The organism is Caballeronia ptereochthonis (genome assembly GCF_001545075.1).
In the GTDB taxonomy this organism is placed as follows: domain Bacteria; phylum Pseudomonadota; class Gammaproteobacteria; order Burkholderiales; family Burkholderiaceae; genus Caballeronia; species Caballeronia ptereochthonis.
Window position 1 is genome coordinate 183,506 of the sequence record NZ_FCOB02000008.1, and the last position, 15,529, is coordinate 199,034.

At 66.0% G+C, this 15,529-nt stretch carries 17 protein-coding genes; 7 read left to right on the forward strand and 10 right to left on the reverse strand.

Going from position 1 to position 15,529, the window contains the following annotated elements; translation table 11 throughout:
• The first annotated feature begins 86 nt into the window (after positions 1-86).
• The gene (locus AWB83_RS10850; protein WP_087045198.1) at positions 87-998 is read left to right on the forward strand and encodes a YihY/virulence factor BrkB family protein; all 912 of its coding nucleotides are present in this window, start codon (positions 87-89) and stop codon (positions 996-998) included.
• A gap of 130 nt (positions 999-1,128) precedes the next feature.
• On the opposite strand, the gene AWB83_RS10855 is transcribed toward AWB83_RS10850, so the two are convergent.
• Complete coding sequence (locus AWB83_RS10855) at positions 1,129-2,616, reverse strand: RNA polymerase factor sigma-54 (protein ID WP_087045087.1); 1,488 nt, start codon at positions 2,614-2,616, stop codon at positions 1,129-1,131.
• 463 nt (positions 2,617-3,079) lie between these two features.
• Between AWB83_RS10855 and AWB83_RS10860 the strand changes: the two genes are divergently transcribed.
• A complete protein-coding gene (locus AWB83_RS10860) occupies positions 3,080-3,421 on the forward strand; it encodes a BON domain-containing protein (RefSeq protein ID WP_087045089.1) in 342 nt (113 codons plus the stop codon).
• A gap of 299 nt (positions 3,422-3,720) precedes the next feature.
• Positions 3,721-3,957: a hypothetical protein gene (locus AWB83_RS10865; RefSeq protein WP_087045091.1), complete on the forward strand. Its 237-nt coding sequence runs from the start codon at positions 3,721-3,723 to the stop codon at positions 3,955-3,957.
• A gap of 103 nt (positions 3,958-4,060) precedes the next feature.
• Here AWB83_RS10865 and AWB83_RS10870 read toward each other — a convergent pair whose 3' ends face one another.
• Complete coding sequence (locus AWB83_RS10870) at positions 4,061-4,513, reverse strand: PA2169 family four-helix-bundle protein (RefSeq protein ID WP_087045093.1); 453 nt, start codon at positions 4,511-4,513, stop codon at positions 4,061-4,063.
• A gap of 215 nt (positions 4,514-4,728) precedes the next feature.
• Between AWB83_RS10870 and AWB83_RS10875 the strand changes: the two genes are divergently transcribed.
• Entirely contained in the window at positions 4,729-4,983 is a 255-nt protein-coding gene (locus AWB83_RS10875) for a hypothetical protein (protein ID WP_087045095.1), read from the forward strand.
• Positions 4,984-5,054: 71 nt separating this feature from the next.
• On the opposite strand, the gene AWB83_RS10880 is transcribed toward AWB83_RS10875, so the two are convergent.
• The 6 genes from AWB83_RS10880 to AWB83_RS10905 all read right to left on the reverse strand — a co-directional run bounded on the left by AWB83_RS10880 (position 5,055) and on the right by AWB83_RS10905 (position 9,329).
• Complete coding sequence (locus tag AWB83_RS10880; protein ID WP_087045097.1) at positions 5,055-5,627, reverse strand: glycine zipper domain-containing protein; 573 nt, start codon at positions 5,625-5,627, stop codon at positions 5,055-5,057.
• A 56-nt stretch (positions 5,628-5,683) separates the two neighbouring features.
• The gene (locus AWB83_RS10885; protein ID WP_167389099.1) at positions 5,684-6,046 is read right to left on the reverse strand and encodes a DUF1488 family protein; all 363 of its coding nucleotides are present in this window, start codon (positions 6,044-6,046) and stop codon (positions 5,684-5,686) included.
• Positions 6,043-6,627: a DUF4142 domain-containing protein gene (locus AWB83_RS10890; protein WP_087045202.1), complete on the reverse strand. Its 585-nt coding sequence runs from the start codon at positions 6,625-6,627 to the stop codon at positions 6,043-6,045. The genes AWB83_RS10885 and AWB83_RS10890 overlap by 4 nt, the downstream gene beginning before the upstream one ends.
• A gap of 44 nt (positions 6,628-6,671) precedes the next feature.
• Complete coding sequence (locus tag AWB83_RS10895) at positions 6,672-7,223, reverse strand: type 1 glutamine amidotransferase domain-containing protein (protein ID WP_087045099.1); 552 nt, start codon at positions 7,221-7,223, stop codon at positions 6,672-6,674.
• 120 nt (positions 7,224-7,343) lie between these two features.
• On the reverse strand, positions 7,344-8,711 hold the full coding sequence (locus AWB83_RS10900; protein WP_087045101.1) for an MFS transporter: 1,368 nt from the start codon (positions 8,709-8,711) through the stop codon (positions 7,344-7,346).
• A 114-nt stretch (positions 8,712-8,825) separates the two neighbouring features.
• Positions 8,826-9,329 (reverse strand): YbhB/YbcL family Raf kinase inhibitor-like protein, encoded by a 504-nt coding sequence (locus AWB83_RS10905; RefSeq protein ID WP_087045103.1) that lies wholly within the window; start codon positions 9,327-9,329, stop codon positions 8,826-8,828.
• Positions 9,330-9,686: 357 nt separating this feature from the next.
• Here AWB83_RS10905 and AWB83_RS10910 point away from each other — a divergent pair, with 357 nt between their 5' ends.
• Positions 9,687-11,174, forward strand: a complete 1,488-nt coding sequence (locus AWB83_RS10910; protein ID WP_087045204.1) for a sensor domain-containing diguanylate cyclase — start codon at positions 9,687-9,689, stop codon at positions 11,172-11,174.
• 9 nt (positions 11,175-11,183) lie between these two features.
• Here the strand turns inward: AWB83_RS10910 and AWB83_RS10915 are convergent, their stop codons facing one another.
• Positions 11,184-11,579: a hypothetical protein gene (locus AWB83_RS10915; protein WP_244197661.1), complete on the reverse strand. Its 396-nt coding sequence runs from the start codon at positions 11,577-11,579 to the stop codon at positions 11,184-11,186.
• A 136-nt stretch (positions 11,580-11,715) separates the two neighbouring features.
• On the opposite strand from AWB83_RS10915, the gene AWB83_RS10920 reads away from it, so the two are divergent.
• The gene (locus tag AWB83_RS10920; RefSeq protein ID WP_087045105.1) at positions 11,716-12,396 is read left to right on the forward strand and encodes a TetR/AcrR family transcriptional regulator; all 681 of its coding nucleotides are present in this window, start codon (positions 11,716-11,718) and stop codon (positions 12,394-12,396) included.
• 71 nt (positions 12,397-12,467) lie between these two features.
• On the opposite strand, the gene AWB83_RS10925 is transcribed toward AWB83_RS10920, so the two are convergent.
• Entirely contained in the window at positions 12,468-13,325 is an 858-nt protein-coding gene (locus AWB83_RS10925) for a shikimate dehydrogenase (protein WP_087045107.1), read from the reverse strand.
• Between the two features lie 307 nt (positions 13,326-13,632).
• Between AWB83_RS10925 and AWB83_RS10930 the strand changes: the two genes are divergently transcribed.
• Positions 13,633-15,528 carry a bifunctional sugar phosphate isomerase/epimerase/4-hydroxyphenylpyruvate dioxygenase family protein gene (locus AWB83_RS10930; RefSeq protein WP_087045208.1) on the forward strand — a complete coding sequence of 632 codons (1,896 nt, stop codon included), beginning with the start codon at positions 13,633-13,635 and terminating at the stop codon, positions 15,526-15,528.
• Position 15,529 lies beyond the last annotated feature (1 nt).

Sequence of the window (15,529 nt, forward strand, 5' to 3'; positions counted from 1 at the left end):
GACGGAGTGCGCCGTTTTTACACGCGCCTCGCAGCGCGGGCTAACATCGGCGATTGGCACTCTTCGCCGCGCTCACGCACTCGCCGATGAATCAGGACGTCCGCGCTACTCAATCCGCACCGGTCGCCTCGGGCCGAACCTCGCGTTTCGGCTGGCTCTCGTGGATCGTCGACCCCGTCACGCAATGGACGCAGGACCACTGCCTGATGTTCTCGGCGTCGATCGCGTTCTTCGCGGCGTTCTCGCTCGCGCCGACGCTCGTCATCGTGATCTCGGTGGCGAGCGTGTTCTTCGGCGCCGATGCCGTGCAGGGGCGGCTCTTCGACGAGATCAGAGGCGTCGTGGGCGTGGACGCGGCGCACGCGCTGGAGGCGATCGTGGCGAACGCGTGGCATGCGGACATCGCGCGCAGCACGGCGATCCTGTCGCTCGCGGGCGTGCTGATCGGCGCGTCGGCGACCTTTTCGTCGCTGCATAGCGCCCTCAACGTCATCTGGCCGACGCCCGCCGTGAGCACGCGCGAGAGCATCGTCACGCTGCTGCGCGTGCGGCTGATGTCGTTCGGCCTGGTGGTCGGCGCGGGACTGCTCGTCGCCGTGCTGCTCGTGCTCGATGCGCTCGTCGAGATACTCGGCCACTGGGTGCTCGGCGACGGCAGTCCGTTCATCGTGCTCTCGGACCTCACGCGGCGCGCGATCTCGCTCGCCGTGCTGACGATCGCGTTCACAGTGCTGCTCAAGTTCCTGCCGACGACGCGCATGCTCTGGCGCGACGCCGTGCTCGGCGCCGCCGCCGCCGCGCTGCTCTTCGAAGGCGGCAAGCGGCTCTTCGCGTTCTATCTCGCGCACGCGGGCACGGCGAACACGTTCGGCGCGGCGGGGTCGCTCGCGATCATCCTCATGTGGCTCTACTACTCGGCCGCCGTGTTCCTGCTCGGCGCGGAGCTTTCGGCGACGGCGGCCCGAAAGCGCACGCATCGCGCATCGGGCTGGCGCTGAGCGTCCGAAAAAAAAGGCCGTCCGTGAACGGACGGCCTGTCGGCTACGCTCCCTGTCGCTCAGACGCCTCGCTTGACCGGGTCGTCGCCGAGCGCTCGAAAGCGTAAAAGCGGTGTGCGCGCGCGCCTCATCACGCCTGTCGGCGCAGCTCGGCGGGTGGCACCTTCATCAGATGGCGATACTTCGCCACCGTGCGGCGCGCGACGATCACACCCTGATCGGCGAGCATCTTCGCGAGGCTCACGTCGGACAGCGGATCGCGCGTGTTCTCCTTCGCGATCATCTCCTTCAGCAGCGCGCGCACCGCGGCGGCCGAGCACGTGCCGCCGCTTTCCGTGCTGAGCTCGCGCGGGAAGAAGTGCTTGAACTCGAAGATGCCGCGCGGCGTGGCCATGTACTTGTTGCCCGTGGCGCGGGAGATGGTCGATTCGTGCAGGCCGAGCTCATCGGCAACATCGCGCAGCACGAGCGGCTTGAGCGCGATCTCGCCATAGTCGAAGAAAGCCTTCTGATGCGAGACGATGCATTCGGCGACCCGCTGAATCGTCGTGAAGCGCTGCTGCGCGTTGCGGATCAGCCAGCGCGCTTCCTGCAATTGCTGGGCGAGCGGCGAGCGGCTCGCGCCCGCGGATTGCGCGAAGAGCTCCGCATACATGCGATGGATGCGCGCACGTGGCAGCACGGCCGGATTGATCGTGACGACCCATTGCTTCTTCACCTGACGCACGATGACGTCCGGCACCACGTAGTTGTCCTCGCTCTGGCCGTAGTTCTCGCCCGGCTTCGGATCCAGGCGGCGCACGAGCGCGCAGGCGATCCGCAGTTCATCCGCGCTGCAGCCGATCTTCTTCTGCAGCTCGGCCTGCTCGCGCCGCGCGAGACGCTCCAGATGATGTTCGACGATCTCGAGCGCGACCTCGCGGCCCGGGGTCTCTTCATCCATTGCCTCGAGTTGCAGCGTCAGGCATTCGGAGAGATTGCGCGCCCCGACGCCCGGCTTGTCGAGCGACTGCACGAGCTTGAGGGCGATGTTGAGTTCGTCCTCGGTGAGCGCGGGTTCGATCTCGACCACGCTCGCGAGCTCGCTCAGCTCCTGGCGCAGATAACCGTCGTCGTCGAGCGCCTCGATGATGAGGTGCGCAACGGCGCGATCGCGCTCGTTCAGCTGATAGAGGCGCAACGCGTCGTGCAGCGTCTCGTGCAGCGACGGCTCGATGCGCACCCAGTCGGCGGGATCGGAGCCTTCGCCGTCGCCGTTGCTGCGCGCGCCGCCGCGGCCGAACGGATCCGACGAGAACTCGCTCACCGGATCCTCATGCGTGCCGGCATCGGCGCCCTGTTCGCCTTCCGCGCTGGATTCGGATGCGAGGGGCGCTTCCTTGGCGCCGTCGGCCATGCTGGAGAGCGAGGCCTCGCTCATCGAGTTGCCGTTGTCGGCGCCGAGCGCATTGTCCTCGGTCTGAGACTCGTCGTATTCGAGAAAAGGATTGGTGTCGAGTGCGTTTCGCAGTTCCTGCTGGAATTCCAGCGACGAGAGTTGCAGAAGACGAACCGATTGCTGAAGACGCGGTGTGAGCGCGAGGCTTTGCTTCGCGCGGAGTTCGAGTGTAGGCGGCATTGCTTGCTAATCCTCGATTGTTCTAGACGTAGTGGGCAGGCTTGCGGACTAACAAAGCAACAGCCGTGCCATGGTCCGTCAAGCTCGCGCCGCTCCTACGTTTTTTGCCCTCGTATGCCTTCTCATCGAGCGTTTGCCAGGCTCGTTTCGCGCAGTTTTTACACGTGCTCGGACAAAAGCGCCGCGCGTTTCGCTGGCGGGCGCGGAGACCCTCGCGACTGCTCGCATACACGCCGAACATTTGTTCGGTCTCGCGCGAAAGCCTCGGTCCGACAAGCGTTGCGCGGCCTTCGCCGCCCGGGCCGATGCGGCACTGGAGTGCGCCGGCACGCAAGTTGCGGAAGAGACCTTGCGTTTCGCGTGCTACGGCGCGGTACGTAATCGAAGAGCCGCCTCTCGCAGGTCACAAGTGAAAAGCGACCGGGGCGCGCCAGACCAGAATCGAAAAAATTGGAGTATTGCCATGAAGATGACTCAAATCGTGAAGGCAGCCGGCGGTATCGCGTGTGTGGTGTTCGCGCTGAACGTGGGCGCGCAAACCAATTCGGCATCGTCGAGCAGCAGTTCCGGCACGAGCGTCGGCCAGAAGGTCGATGACAGCGCGATCACCACCAAGGTCAAGGCCGAGCTCCTCGGCGCGAAGAACGTCAAGTCCACGCATATCCACGTGAAGACCCGTGCGGGCGTGGTGTCGCTGACGGGCACGGTGCCTTCGGCGGAGGACAAGACCGCCGCGGAGGAAGTCGTCTCGAACGTCTCGGGTGTTGCTTCCGTGAAGAACCATCTTAAAATTGCGGCCAAGTAATGGCATAGTTCGTATGCCCGGCTCGCCACGGCGGGCCGCGGTCGAGTGCCAGCAGTACGGAACCCGCGCGGGGTTCGACGATTCGCCGCGAAGCGGCGATGAATCGGACGAAGCGCGGGTTCTCGCATGAGGGGCGCTCGAGTCGCAGCTTTACGCATGACGCTTCACGCAGTGCGCATGACCTCGCAGCACTTCGAATCCTAAAAACGAAGTACGACCGTTCAGGACGGTACTTATACAGGTGGCTCGCGAACCCGCCGTCGCGCGACGTTCAGAGGCCCCGACAAAAGGAGCTCTTCATGAAGACGAAAAAGATGGCATTGATCGGCGCGCTCGCGCTGGCGTTCTCCACGGCTGCGTTCGCGCAAGCGGCGTCGGATGCGGCAGGGGCGATGAGCGCGGCGTCGGGCGCGCACGCGAAAAAGCAGAAGGGCACGTATCTGCATCAGCAGAACAAGGCGCACAAGCTGAAGGGCGCGTCGGCCGCGGCTGCGGCTTCGTCGCTCGGCACCAACGACAAGGGTGCCCCGCAGTAAGTCATCCGTGCGCAGGCATCCGGCCTGCAACGAACAAACGGCCGCGTGAGCGGCCGTTTGTCTTTTCGCGCGGCATTTTCATGAAGCCGCGTGATTCAGCGCATCATGACTTCGCCGCCGCGTACTGATCGCGCAGATCGCGGATGCGGTCGTGATTCTCCAGCACACCTTGATACTGCCGCTCCACGACGGCGCGGATATCCGCGGGCAGATCCTTGTCGAGCGCCTGGCGATAGTTCTTCTTCGCGGCATCCTCGCCGCGCTCGCATTCCGCGAGAATCGCGTGATCGCTGTGTCCGCTGACGGCCGACTTCACGTCGACCCAGCCGCGATGCAGCGCGCCCGCCATCGAGCCGCCGGTTTCCGGTTTTCCGCCCAGGCGCTGAACGATGTCCTGCAGCTCTCGCGCACCTTGAGCGCAGGCCTCCGCACGGTTCTGGAACAGCAGCTTGAGGCTTGGGTCACGTGTGTCCTCGGCTGCCTTCAGAAAGCCCTTCTCTCCGTCCTTCGAGGTTTCGACGAGATCGTTGAGTACGGATACGACGTTCGTGCTCATGTAACACCTCCTTTTGGTTTCCACATTGCCACCTCGCTGCCTCCCTGCGGGATGCGGCTCGCTGATTCTTCCCGCATGCGGCGTGCCCGCGTGGTTGTGCTGCATCGGCCGATCGGGCCGGCGTCGGACGTGCGGGGCATGTGACTTGCTAAGGATTCGGCACTATAAGCGCGCGTCCGGTCGAGATCGCGCGAACACGGCAACAGGAGAAAGCAGTGAAATACTTCAACCGTCTCGCGCATCGCGAGTTTCTGGTACTCGTGGCGATCGTCGCTTCGGCGCTCACCATGCATGTCCGCCAGCACGTCGCCGGCAATGACGCGCAGCCCGCGCAATCGGCGCGCGCGAGCGACGGCCGGCTCTGCGAGCCGCCCACATCGGATGCGAGGAAGATGCGCGTCCTGCCCGCCGATTGCGGCATCCGGGCGACGAACGTGCAATCCGCCGGCGCTCATGCGCTCTGGGTCTGATGCACGAGCGCTGCCGGAAGCGAAAACGCCCGCGTACGCGGGCGTTTCCTCATTGAGGCGCCGGAGGACGGCTACGCGCGCGGATGCGCGAACTCGCTGACAGGATGCGGCGGCTGCAGCGGATCGAAGTCGCTCCAGCGGCCTTGCTTCCAGCGGCCCGATGCGCGTTCGATATCCATGCCGCCCGCCTCGCGCAGCGCAGTCGCCGCCTGCTCCTGCGTCTCGGGCGAAACGTGCACCGCGACTACCACGCCCGCGTGCCGCGCTGGCTCTTCCGCACGCGACGCCGTCTTCGGCTTGTTCGTATGCGACATCGCGCCGACCAGCGATCCGACATACGCGCCGACACCGGCCGCGATCACCGAGACGAGCAGCGGCGCGTGAAAGACGGCGAAGACCGCCGCGCCCACCACGGCGCCGACGACCGCGCCGATCGTCACGCCCTTGCCGGCGCCCTTGGGCGCGCCGCTCGCGCCGGGATCGGTGCCGACATCGCCGCCGACCGGAAATCGCGCGTGCTGGCCGCTCGGATTGACGAAGAAGAGCGTCACGTCTTCTTCGACGAAGCCGCGCGCGAACAGACGCTGCGCTGCCGATTCGGCGGCAGGGAAAGTCTGAAATCGGCCTGCAATGATCAGTGACATGTTCCCTCCTTGTTGACTGTGGGTTCGTGGTTCGTCGCGATGCGTGGCAAGCCCGCTTACTCGGGCTCCAGGCCCGCGACGCGGAACAGTCCGCTTCTCAGCACGACGGGCTGGCCGCCGTTCTCGTCGAGCGCTTCGGCGCAAACCGCGCGGATGCGCGCCGCGCCGTTCGCGAAGGCGTCGAGCGTGTCTTCTTCGCGCGGCGACTTCGCGCCGAAGTGATCTTCGAGCGCCTCGGCGGTGATCGAGCACACGACCGGCTCGCCGTCGACGAGCGCGGCGAAGTGGACCGCGAGATCGTCGCCGTCATAAACGGGGGATTCGTCTGCGAACGTGATGTGCATGGTCGAGTCCTCATAAGCGGGACGGGAAGCAGGACGGGAAGCGGCGGCGCGCTCGGCGACGTTCGCGATGCTCATGACGCCGCCTTCGAGCCGGCGAGTTGCCGGGCCATCTCGTAGTGATGGCTGATGACCGGCAAGGCCTTGCTCGCCGCTGCTTTCAGGGCGGTGTCGTTGCCGCTCTCGCTTTCCTTCCTGAAGAGCTCGACGGCCTTCCGATGGCCGCCGACCGCCACCTTCTCAATATAGGCCTTGTCGAACTCCGCGCCCTGGAGATTTTGCAGGCTGCCGATCACGGCCGTATCCGCGGCGGGCGGCGCCGTGATGCCGTGGCGCTTGGCGAGCACGTCGAGATTGCGCGCGAGCTTCGTGTGATCGACGATCATTCGCTGTGCGAATTCCTTCACCTGACGGTCGCTCGCATGCGTGAGCGCGAGCTTGCTCGCCGCGATCTCGGTGGCGCCCGCCTGGCCGGCGTCCTGCAGGAACTGCTGGTCGATCGTCGAGAGCTTCTGTGATTGCGCGGATTGCGTGGATTGCGCCGCGCCGGCGCTGGCGGCGTCTTCGGTTTGCGCCTGCGCGAAGGGCGCGCAGGCGGTGAGCAGCACCGCGATCGCGCACATGCGTGAGCGCGGCAGGTTCAAAGGGAATCTCGGCATCGGCCTGGCTCCGGTTTCGCGCGGCATCATCGACAGCACGCGGCTCAGGCCGCGCGCACCTTGCCCAGCGCCTCGATCAGCGCCCGATTGAACGCCGGCAGATCGTCGGGCTTGCGGCTCGTGATGAGATTGCCGTCGATCTGCACTTCCTGGTCGACCCACGTTCCGCCGGCATTGCGCACGTCGTCCTGCAAGCTCGGCCAGCTCGTCATCGTGCGGCCCGCCACGATACCCGCCGAGATCGGCAGCCAGCCGCCATGGCAGATCACGGCGATGGGCTTCTTCGCCTTGTCGGCTTCCTTGACGAAGCTCTGCGCCTTCGCATCGAGCCGGATCGCGTCGCCGTTCACGACGCCGCCCGGCAGCACGAGCGCGTCGTAATCGGCGGCGTTGGCCGCGTCGAGCGTGACGTCGACGTTCACCTTGTCGCCCTTGTCGACATGCTTGAAACCCTGAATCTGGCCGGGTTTCTGCGAGACGACATCCACTTGCGCGCCGGCTTCCTCGAGCGCGCGCTGCGGCTCGACGAGCTCCGCCTGCTCGAAGCCGTCGACCGCGAGGATCGCGACCTTGCAGCCGTTGAGGGAAATGGCCATGAACACACTCCTTGTTGCTGGTTTCGAAGCTTCCGCGTCCGCGGAATCCATGCCCGAAGTTTCAGCAAGGGGTGTGCCCAGCGCATCGGCGGGGCGGCCAGGAGAAGGGAGGGGACGGCGTCAGGCCGGCTCGACGCTGCGCTTGCCGGTCAGACGCAGCATGCTGACGACGGCCGCCGCCGCCGCGAACACCGCCGCGACCGCGAGCGCGATCGTCGCACCGCTTTTCGGGGCGACGCCGAAGATCAGCGCGACGAGCGCCGCGCCCAGCGTCTGTCCCGTGAGACGCGCGGTGCCGAGCATGCCGCTCGCGCCGCCGCTGCGATGCCGCGGCGCCGAGGAGAGCATCTGACGATTGTTCGGCGATTGAAACAGGCCGAAACCGAGCCCGCACACGGCCATGCGCCATGCGATGTCGAACGCGCCCGGATGCGCGCCGACGGTCGCGAGCAGAATGAGCCCGACGGTCAGGATCGCGAGCCCGATGCCGCCCAGAAGACCGGCGGAATAACGGTCCGCGAGCACGCCCGATACCGGCGCGACGAACACGATGACGAGCGGCCACGGCGTCATCAGGAAGCCGGTCTGGACCTGGCTCATGCCGAAGCCGTCCTGCAGCAGGAACGGCAGCGAAACGAACGCGAGCATCTGGGCGCAGAACGAGCACACCGAGGTGCCGACCGACAGCGCGAACACGGGAATGCGCATCAGGTCGATCGGCAGGAGCGGCGCGCTTTGCGTCAGTTGCCGCCGCACGAAGAAGTAGCCGATGACCACGGTCGCGACGATCTCGCCGAACAGCCAGGGCCGATGCTCGCCATGCCCGATGCCGTCCACCGCGACGATCGCGATGCCGAAGAAGAGCGCGTTCATGATCGCGCTGATGTAGTCATACGGCTGCCGATGCCCCGGCGTGCGCGGCATCGACGTCCAGCCGATCGCGAAGGCGGCGAGGCCAATCGGCACGTTGATCGCGAAGAGCCACGGCCACGGCGCGACGGCGAGCACGCCGGAGGCGATGGTCGGCCCGATCACGGAGGAGATGGCGACCACCGTCGCGTTGATGGCGACGCCGCGCCCGAGCTGGTCTTGCGGATAGATGATGCGCACGAGCGCCGTGTTGACGCTCATGATGCCCGCCGCGCCGAAGCCCTGCACGACGCGCGCGACGGTGAGCGCGACGAGCGAGCCGGACAGCGCGCACGCGAACGACGACACCGTGAAGAGCGCGAGCCCCGCCATGTAGACGCGCCGGTAGCCGATGCGGTCGCCGAGCGAGGCGAGCGGCAGGAGCGAAATGGTGATGGCCAGTTGATACGCGTTGACGACCCAGATGGAGTCGGCGGGCGAGGCGTTCAGATTGCGCGCGATGGTGGGCAGTGCGACGTTGGCGATGGCGCCGTCGAGCACCGCGAGCGTGATGCCGAGCGCGACGACTGCAATGGCCCAGTATCGCTGGGGAAGCGGCAGACCTTGTTCGGAATCCATCGATGGGCGGGAAGTGGCGGCGGCGCATTGTATGACGCGCCGGTTTCAAATTGCTTGTACGCCGGTTGCCGGAAGGGGCGCGGCCGGTGCCGGGGCCGCGCCATGTGCTTGCGCTTACTTCAGCTCGTACAAGCCGGTGTAGGTCGCCGAATCGATCTCGTTCAGGTGTGTCATGAAGCGCGCCACCGCGTTGGTCGTGTTCACGTCGAGCGGCAGGTTCTCCGCGGAGAGCGCGTGGATGCGGAAGATGTAGCGATGCGTCTTGTCGCCGCGTGGCGGTGCCGCGCCGCCGAAACCGACCGTGCCGTAGTCGTTGCGAAGCTGCAGCGCGCCTTGCGGCAGGAGGCTGCCGTCCGCCTTGCCGGCGTTGCGCGGCAGCGAGCGCACGTCGGGCGGGATGTTGACGACGATCCAGTGCCAGAAGCCGCTGCCCGTGGGCGCGTCCGGATCGTACACGGTGAGCGCGAGACTGCGCGTTTCGGCGGGCGGATCTTCCCATTGCAGCGCCGGAGAAATGTTCTCGCCCGAGCCGCCGAAAGCCTGCTGGTCGAATTCCTGCGCGCGCGTCATGAAGCCGTTCGCCGGAAATTCGTCGGACCAGATGCGGAAATCAGCCATGAGAGTCATGCCTCCTTCTTATAGCGGTGTGGATGGATGCGGCCCGGCGCGCGGCATCGGAACAGCCCGCGGCGGCTCGCCCGGTCACGTGGGCGGGTGCAGCAAACGTGCCCGGCCGTTGCGTGCCGCTCATCGGGACGCGCCTCGCGCGGGGACCGCGAGCGCAGCGAGGGCGCAGCCAACCGAGTGTAGCATCTGCCCCCGATATGCGGCATGAGCGCGCACGCCGCGGCTGCGGCGCGCGCCACCGGCCCCGAACCCGCAGTGGGCGCTGAATATGGCGCGCTACAATATCGCGATGAATTCGGGGATCAATCAGGAATCAACTGCGAGCCGGCGCGAGCCGAAAGGATGACCATGCCAAACGACCCGCGCCGCGCCGCCGGTCAATTCATGCGGGCGAGCGTGCCGGAGGGCGATGCCGACATGTTCGACCTCGCGCCCGTCTCGCTCTGGCTCGAGGACTTCAGCGCCGTGCGCGAGCAGTTCGCGGACTGGCGCGCGGCGGGCGTCACCGACCTGCGCGCGTTTCTCGCCGAGCATCCCGGGCGCATCGCCGAATGTTCGTCGCGCATTCGCGTCGTGAAGGTCAATCAGCGCACGCTGTCGCTCTTCAACGCGAAGGACGTCGACCATCTCGTGCAGAACCTCGATCGCGTGTTCCGCGACGACATGCTCACGACTCACGTCGACGAACTCGATCAGTTGTGGTCCGGCAAGCTGCGATTCGTCAGCCAGACGGTCAACTACACGCTCGACGGCAAGCGGCTCGACGTGTTGCTCAAGGCTGTCGTCCTGCCGGGCCACGAGGACACGTGGAGCCGCGTGCTCGTCACCATCGAGGACATCACCGAACTCGAAGCCATGCGCCGCACGGCCGCCGCGAGCGAGCTCTATGCGCGCGGGCTGTTCGAGCATTCGCCGGTGTCGCTGTGGGTCGAGGACTTCAGTTCCGTGAAGGCGCTGCTCGATGACGTGCGCGAGCGCGGCATCGTCGACTTTCGCACCTTCACCAACGTGCACCCCGAATTCGTCGAGCGCTGCATGCAGGAGATTCACGTGCTCGACGTGAATCAGCACACGCTGCGCATGTTCGCCGCGCCCGACAAGACGACGCTGCTCTCGCGCCTGCCCGATATTTTCCGCGACGACATGCAGCAGCACTTTCAGGAGCAGCTGATCGACCTGTGGGAAGGCAAGCTCTTCCATCAGCGTGAAGTCCTCAACTATTCGCTGGAAGGCAACGAGGTGCACGTGCATCTGCAGTTCTCGGTGTTTCCGGGGCACGAGGCGCGCTGGGATCTCGTGCTCGTCGCGCTGACCGACATCAGCGCGCGCAAGAAGGCCGAGGCGTATCTGGAATTCCTCGGCAAGCACGACGTGCTCACGAAGCTCAAGAACCGCTCGTTCTACATCGACGAGATCAATCGCCTCGAGCGCAAGGGCCCGTTCCCGGTGACGGCGATCGCCGTCGACGTGAACGGCCTGAAGGCGGTGAACGATCAGCTGGGCCATGCCGCCGGCGACGCCCTCCTGCGCCGCGCGGGCGAAGTGCTCGCCAAGGCGGTGGAAAAGCCGTTCCAGGCGGCGCGCATCGGCGGAGACGAGTTCGTGGTGCTTCTGCCGGGCACGGACGAGCGCGGCGGCGAGGCGGTGATGGACGGCATTCGCCAGTTGCTCGAAGTGAACAACCAGTTCTATTCGGGCATGCCGCTTTCATTCGCGATGGGCGCGGCCACCGCGAGCGACGGCGAACGTCTCGAAGCGATGCTGCAACGCGCCGACGCCGTGATGTACACCGAGAAGCGCGCGCATTACGAGGCAAGCCAGCGCAAGGACGCGTGAGCGCGGCGGCTAGTTTTGCGGCCCGGTCACTTCGTCGATGCCGCGATTGAGCGCCGGGCACGCCTCGCCGATTTCCTTCCGATACTCCGCGGGATTGCTCGTCTTCAGCTTGTCGAAGCGTTCGACGGTCGGCTGCGCCTGCGCGAGACCGAGCTTCCATTCGCTGTCGAAATCGGGTGCGTCGGGAAAGTTCGCGCGGGCCGTGTCCTTGAAACGCGCGACCTTCGCGGCATCGATATGACACACGTCCGCCGCGCCGCGCGCGATGTTCGCGCTCGTCATCACGCCTTCGGCGGCCATCAGTTGCTGCGAGGAAGGATGACCCGGCGGCAGCGCGGTTTGCGCCGCTGCGGACAGGCACCACGCAGCCGTGGAGGCGGCGGCGAGAAGGTTCGAACGCTTCATGCGCATCGGTTTTGTATTTGTATGCGGGGAAGGAAAAATTATAGGTGAACCCGCATGAAATGAATGCCGCGCACGGCAAAGATGCGTATAACGCCCGTGCTAGAATCGATTTCCAATGCCGTTCTCAGACAGAAAAATGAAAAAAGGAAGCAAGGCCGCTAGTACTGCGCCCTCGTCGACCATAGCGGAAGGGCGGCGCAAGTACGATCCTGAGGAGACCAAGCGGAACATTCTGGACATCGCCACGCAGGAGTTTTCGGCGATGGGACTCGCGGGCGCGCGCGTCGATGCCATCGCGGAGCGCACCAGCACCACGAAGCGCATGCTGTACTACTACTTCGGCAGCAAGGAAGGTCTGTACGAGGCGGTGCTGGAGCAGGTCTACGGCGACATCCGCGCGCTCGAGCAGGAGCTGCAGCTCGCGGAGATGGAGCCTGAGGAAGCGCTGCGCGAGTTCGTCGGCTTCACGTTCGACTATCACGACAAGCATCGCGATTTCGTGCGCCTCGTGACGATCGAGAACATTCACGCCGCGAAGTACATCGAACAATCGAAGACCTTCAAGGCGCGCAATTCGACGGTCGTGAAAACCATCGAGGATCTCATCGCGCGCGGCGTCGCGGCCGGGAAGTTTCGCGACGACGTCGATCCGATCGATCTGCACCTGATGATCAGCTCATTGTGCTTCCATCGCGTGGCGAACCGTCATACGTGGGGCGCCGCGTTCGGACGCGACCCGTCGGGGCCGCGCTCGCGGGCGCGGCATCGCGAGATGATCGTCGATGCGGTGTTGCGCTTCATGCGGCGCGAAGGCTGAAGCCTCGCGCGCGCAAATAGCAGAACGGCGGCGCTTCCACGAGGCCGCCGTTCTTCTTTGCCGGCGCTGGATCAGCGTTCCAGCAGGGTCTGGAAGTGCGCGAACATGCGCTCGGCGTCCGGCTCGCGGCCGGTGAAAATGCGCAGCGCATCGACCGCCTGGCACACGGCCATGCCGCCGCCGCTGACCGTGCGGCAGCCGATCGCCTTCGCCGCCTTCAGCAGCTCCGTTTCGAGCGGGAAATAGACGATCTCCGCCACCCACAGCGCCTCGTGCAGATATTCCGCCGGCAGCGGCAGACCGGGCAGCTTCGCCATGCCGGTCGGCGTCGCGTGGATGAGGCCGCTCGCCGCCTGCAGCGTTTCGCGCAGGTCGCCGCCGCTTTTCACGATGCGGCCGGGGAAGCGCGCCGCGAGTTCGGCCGCGAGCGAGGCGGCGCGCGATTCATCGGAGTCGAAGAGCGTGAGCTCGCGTGCGCCCATCGTGAGCGCCGCATGCGCGACGGCCGCGCCCGCGCCGCCCGCGCCGAGTTGCACGACGCGCTCGAGCGGCGCGGCGGGCAGCCCGCGCTGGAACGCGCGCGCAAATCCCGACCAGTCCGTGTTATAGCCGATGCGCTTGCCGTCCTTCAGCACCACCGTGTTGACGGCGCCGAGCGCGCGGGCGTCGGGATCGAGCTCGTCGAGCAGCGGAATCACGCTCTGCTTGCACGGATAGGTGACGTTCAGGCCGTCGTAGCCCATGTGCTCTGCCGCGACGAGCAGCTCGGGCAGGGCGGACGGCTCGAGCCGCAGCGCCTGCAGATCGATGCGGCGATACACGTAATTGAGCCCGAGAATGCGGCCTTCCTGCTCGTGCATGGCGGGCGTGAGCGAGCCGCCGATGCCCGATCCGATCAGGCCGATGAGATACGAAGTCTTGCTGGTCATGCGAGCGCTCCGGCATGGGTGAGCACTGTTTCATGCGCCGGAAAAGGCCGCAGGGGGCCACGGAGCCGGCGCGATGCTGCAGTGCGAAATTAAGTACGTCGCAGTGTGAACGCACGGGCAAGCCTTGTCGTTCCGTGTTTTCACGTATTTGTACGGTCTAGTTAGTTTGTTATTATCACGCAGAATGAGACGGATTGCGCGCGTTCGCCATCCGTCCCCGGCGCGGACGTCCTACACTGACAGCAACCGCATCCGATCCATCCCGCATCACACCGAGTGCAACGAGGAGGCAGCGATGCTGCGTTCAATCCGGACATCCATCGCGACGGTATCCATCAGCGGCACGCTTCCCGAGAAGCTGCAGGCCATCAAGGCGGCCGGTTTCGACGGCGTCGAGATCTTCGAGAACGATCTTCTGTACTTCGACGGCACGCCCGGCGACGTGCGCCGCATGTGCGAGGACCTGGGGCTCGCCATTTACCTGTTCCAGCCGTTTCGCGATTTCGAGGGCGTGAGCGCGGAGCGGCTCGCGAAGAACGTCGAGCGCGCGAAGCGCAAGTTCGAGCTGATGCACGAGCTCGGCACGGACCGCATTCTCGCGTGCAGCAACGTGTCGCCGGACACGGTCCGCGACGATGCGCTCCTCGTCGATCAACTGGGCACACTCGCGCGCATCGCTGAGGAAGCGGGCGTGATCGTCGCGTATGAAGCGCTGGCGTGGGGCCGGTACGTGAACTCGTACAAGCACGCGTGGAAGCTCGTCGACGCGGTGAATCATCCGAGCCTGGGTCTTGCGCTCGACACCTTCCACACGCTGTCGATCCGCGATTCGGTGGACGAGATCGCGTCGATTCCGGGCGAGCGCATCGCGTTCGTGCAGATCGCCGACGCGCCCGTGCTCGCGATGGACGTGCTCGAATGGAGCCGCCACTATCGCTGCTTTCCGGGGCAGGGCGCGTTCGATGTCGCGGGCTTCACGGCGCGCGTGCTCGAAGCGGGGTACAAGGGGCCGTTGTCGCTGGAAATCTTCAACGACGGCTTCCGCGCCGCGCCCACCGCGATCACCGCGGCGGACGGTTACCGTTCGCTGCGCTTCCTCGAGGAGCAGACGCGCGAACTGATGGGTGACAAGGCGCCGCCGGAGCTCTTCAACCCGCCGGCGCCGCCCGAGCACATCGGCTTCCAGTTCCTCGAATTCGCCGTCGATGACACGACGCGCGAGCACGTCGCGCAATGGCTCGGCAGGCTCGGCTTCAGGCTCGCTGGCAAGCATCGTTCGAAGGATGTGCAGTTGTACCGGCACGGCGCGGGCTCGATCGTGCTCAACGCCGAAGCCGATTCGTTCGCGAGCGCGTTTTTTCAGCAGCACGGCTTGTCGCTGTGTGCATCGGCGTTTCATGTCGACGATGCGAAGCTCGCCTTCGAGCGCGCCGCCGCGTATGGTTCGAAGCCTTTCTCGGGAAGCGTCGGCCCGAACGAGCGCGTGGTGCCGGGCGTGCAGTCGCCCGACGGCAGCCTGGACTATTTCGTCGACGAAGCGCCCGGCGGCCCGACGCTGTGGGAATCCGACTTCGTCCTGACCGACATCGACGGGCCTTATGAAGTGGGGCCGCTTGCGCGCATCGATCACGTGTGCCTGTCGCTGCCCGCCGATGCGCTCGATACGTGGGTCCTGTTCTTCAGGAGCGCGTTCGGCTTCGAAACCGAGCCTGCGGTGCTCGTGCCGGACCCCTATGGCCTCGTGCGCAGCCGTGCGGTGCGCAGCCGCGACGGGTCGGTGCGCATCGCGCTGAACGCATCGGTGGACCGCTATACGGCGGTGTCGGAGTCGCTCTCGACGTACCGCGGCTCGGGCCTGAATCACGTCGCGTTCAGCACGCCGGATATCTTCGATGCCGTTCCCCGGCTGGAGACCGACGGCGTCAAGTTCCTGCGCATCCCGCGCAACTACTACGACGATCTGGTCGCGCGCTTCGGCCTGCCGGACGAGCAGATCGACAAGATGCGCGAGCACAACATCCTCTACGACCGCGACGAGCGCGGCGGCGAGTTCTTCCATGCGTACACGGAGCAGCTCGATCAGCGCTTCTTCCTGGAAGTGATCGAGCGGCGCGGCGGCTACGACGGCTACGGCGCGGCGAACGCGGCGGTGCGGCTCGCGGCGCACGCGCAACAGCAGCAGCGGGCGCGTCAGGCGGCGTGAG

What these genes read in the sequence shown, in the direction of transcription:
- AWB83_RS10915 (WP_244197661.1), bottom strand. Translation starts at nt 11,579, where the DNA reads ATGAAGCGTTCGAACCTTCTCGCCGCCGCCTCCACGGCTGCGTGGTGC.
- AWB83_RS10885 (WP_167389099.1), bottom strand. Translation starts at nt 6,046, where the DNA reads ATGAGCATCGCGAACGTCGCCGAGCGCGCCGCCGCTTCCCGTCCTGCT.
- AWB83_RS10860 (WP_087045089.1), top strand. Translation starts at nt 3,080, where the DNA reads ATGAAGATGACTCAAATCGTGAAGGCAGCCGGCGGTATCGCGTGTGTG.
- AWB83_RS10850 (WP_087045198.1), top strand. Translation starts at nt 87, where the DNA reads ATGAATCAGGACGTCCGCGCTACTCAATCCGCACCGGTCGCCTCGGGC.
- AWB83_RS10925 (WP_087045107.1), bottom strand. Translation starts at nt 13,325, where the DNA reads ATGACCAGCAAGACTTCGTATCTCATCGGCCTGATCGGATCGGGCATC.
- AWB83_RS10895 (WP_087045099.1), bottom strand. Translation starts at nt 7,223, where the DNA reads ATGGCCATTTCCCTCAACGGCTGCAAGGTCGCGATCCTCGCGGTCGAC.
- AWB83_RS10910 (WP_087045204.1), top strand. Translation starts at nt 9,687, where the DNA reads ATGCCAAACGACCCGCGCCGCGCCGCCGGTCAATTCATGCGGGCGAGC.
- AWB83_RS10880 (WP_087045097.1), bottom strand. Translation starts at nt 5,627, where the DNA reads ATGTCACTGATCATTGCAGGCCGATTTCAGACTTTCCCTGCCGCCGAA.
- AWB83_RS10855 (WP_087045087.1), bottom strand. Translation starts at nt 2,616, where the DNA reads ATGCCGCCTACACTCGAACTCCGCGCGAAGCAAAGCCTCGCGCTCACA.
- AWB83_RS10905 (WP_087045103.1), bottom strand. Translation starts at nt 9,329, where the DNA reads ATGGCTGATTTCCGCATCTGGTCCGACGAATTTCCGGCGAACGGCTTC.
- AWB83_RS10890 (WP_087045202.1), bottom strand. Translation starts at nt 6,627, where the DNA reads ATGCCGAGATTCCCTTTGAACCTGCCGCGCTCACGCATGTGCGCGATC.
- AWB83_RS10900 (WP_087045101.1), bottom strand. Translation starts at nt 8,711, where the DNA reads ATGGATTCCGAACAAGGTCTGCCGCTTCCCCAGCGATACTGGGCCATT.
- AWB83_RS10865 (WP_087045091.1), top strand. Translation starts at nt 3,721, where the DNA reads ATGAAGACGAAAAAGATGGCATTGATCGGCGCGCTCGCGCTGGCGTTC.
- AWB83_RS10920 (WP_087045105.1), top strand. Translation starts at nt 11,716, where the DNA reads ATGAAAAAAGGAAGCAAGGCCGCTAGTACTGCGCCCTCGTCGACCATA.
- AWB83_RS10870 (WP_087045093.1), bottom strand. Translation starts at nt 4,513, where the DNA reads ATGAGCACGAACGTCGTATCCGTACTCAACGATCTCGTCGAAACCTCG.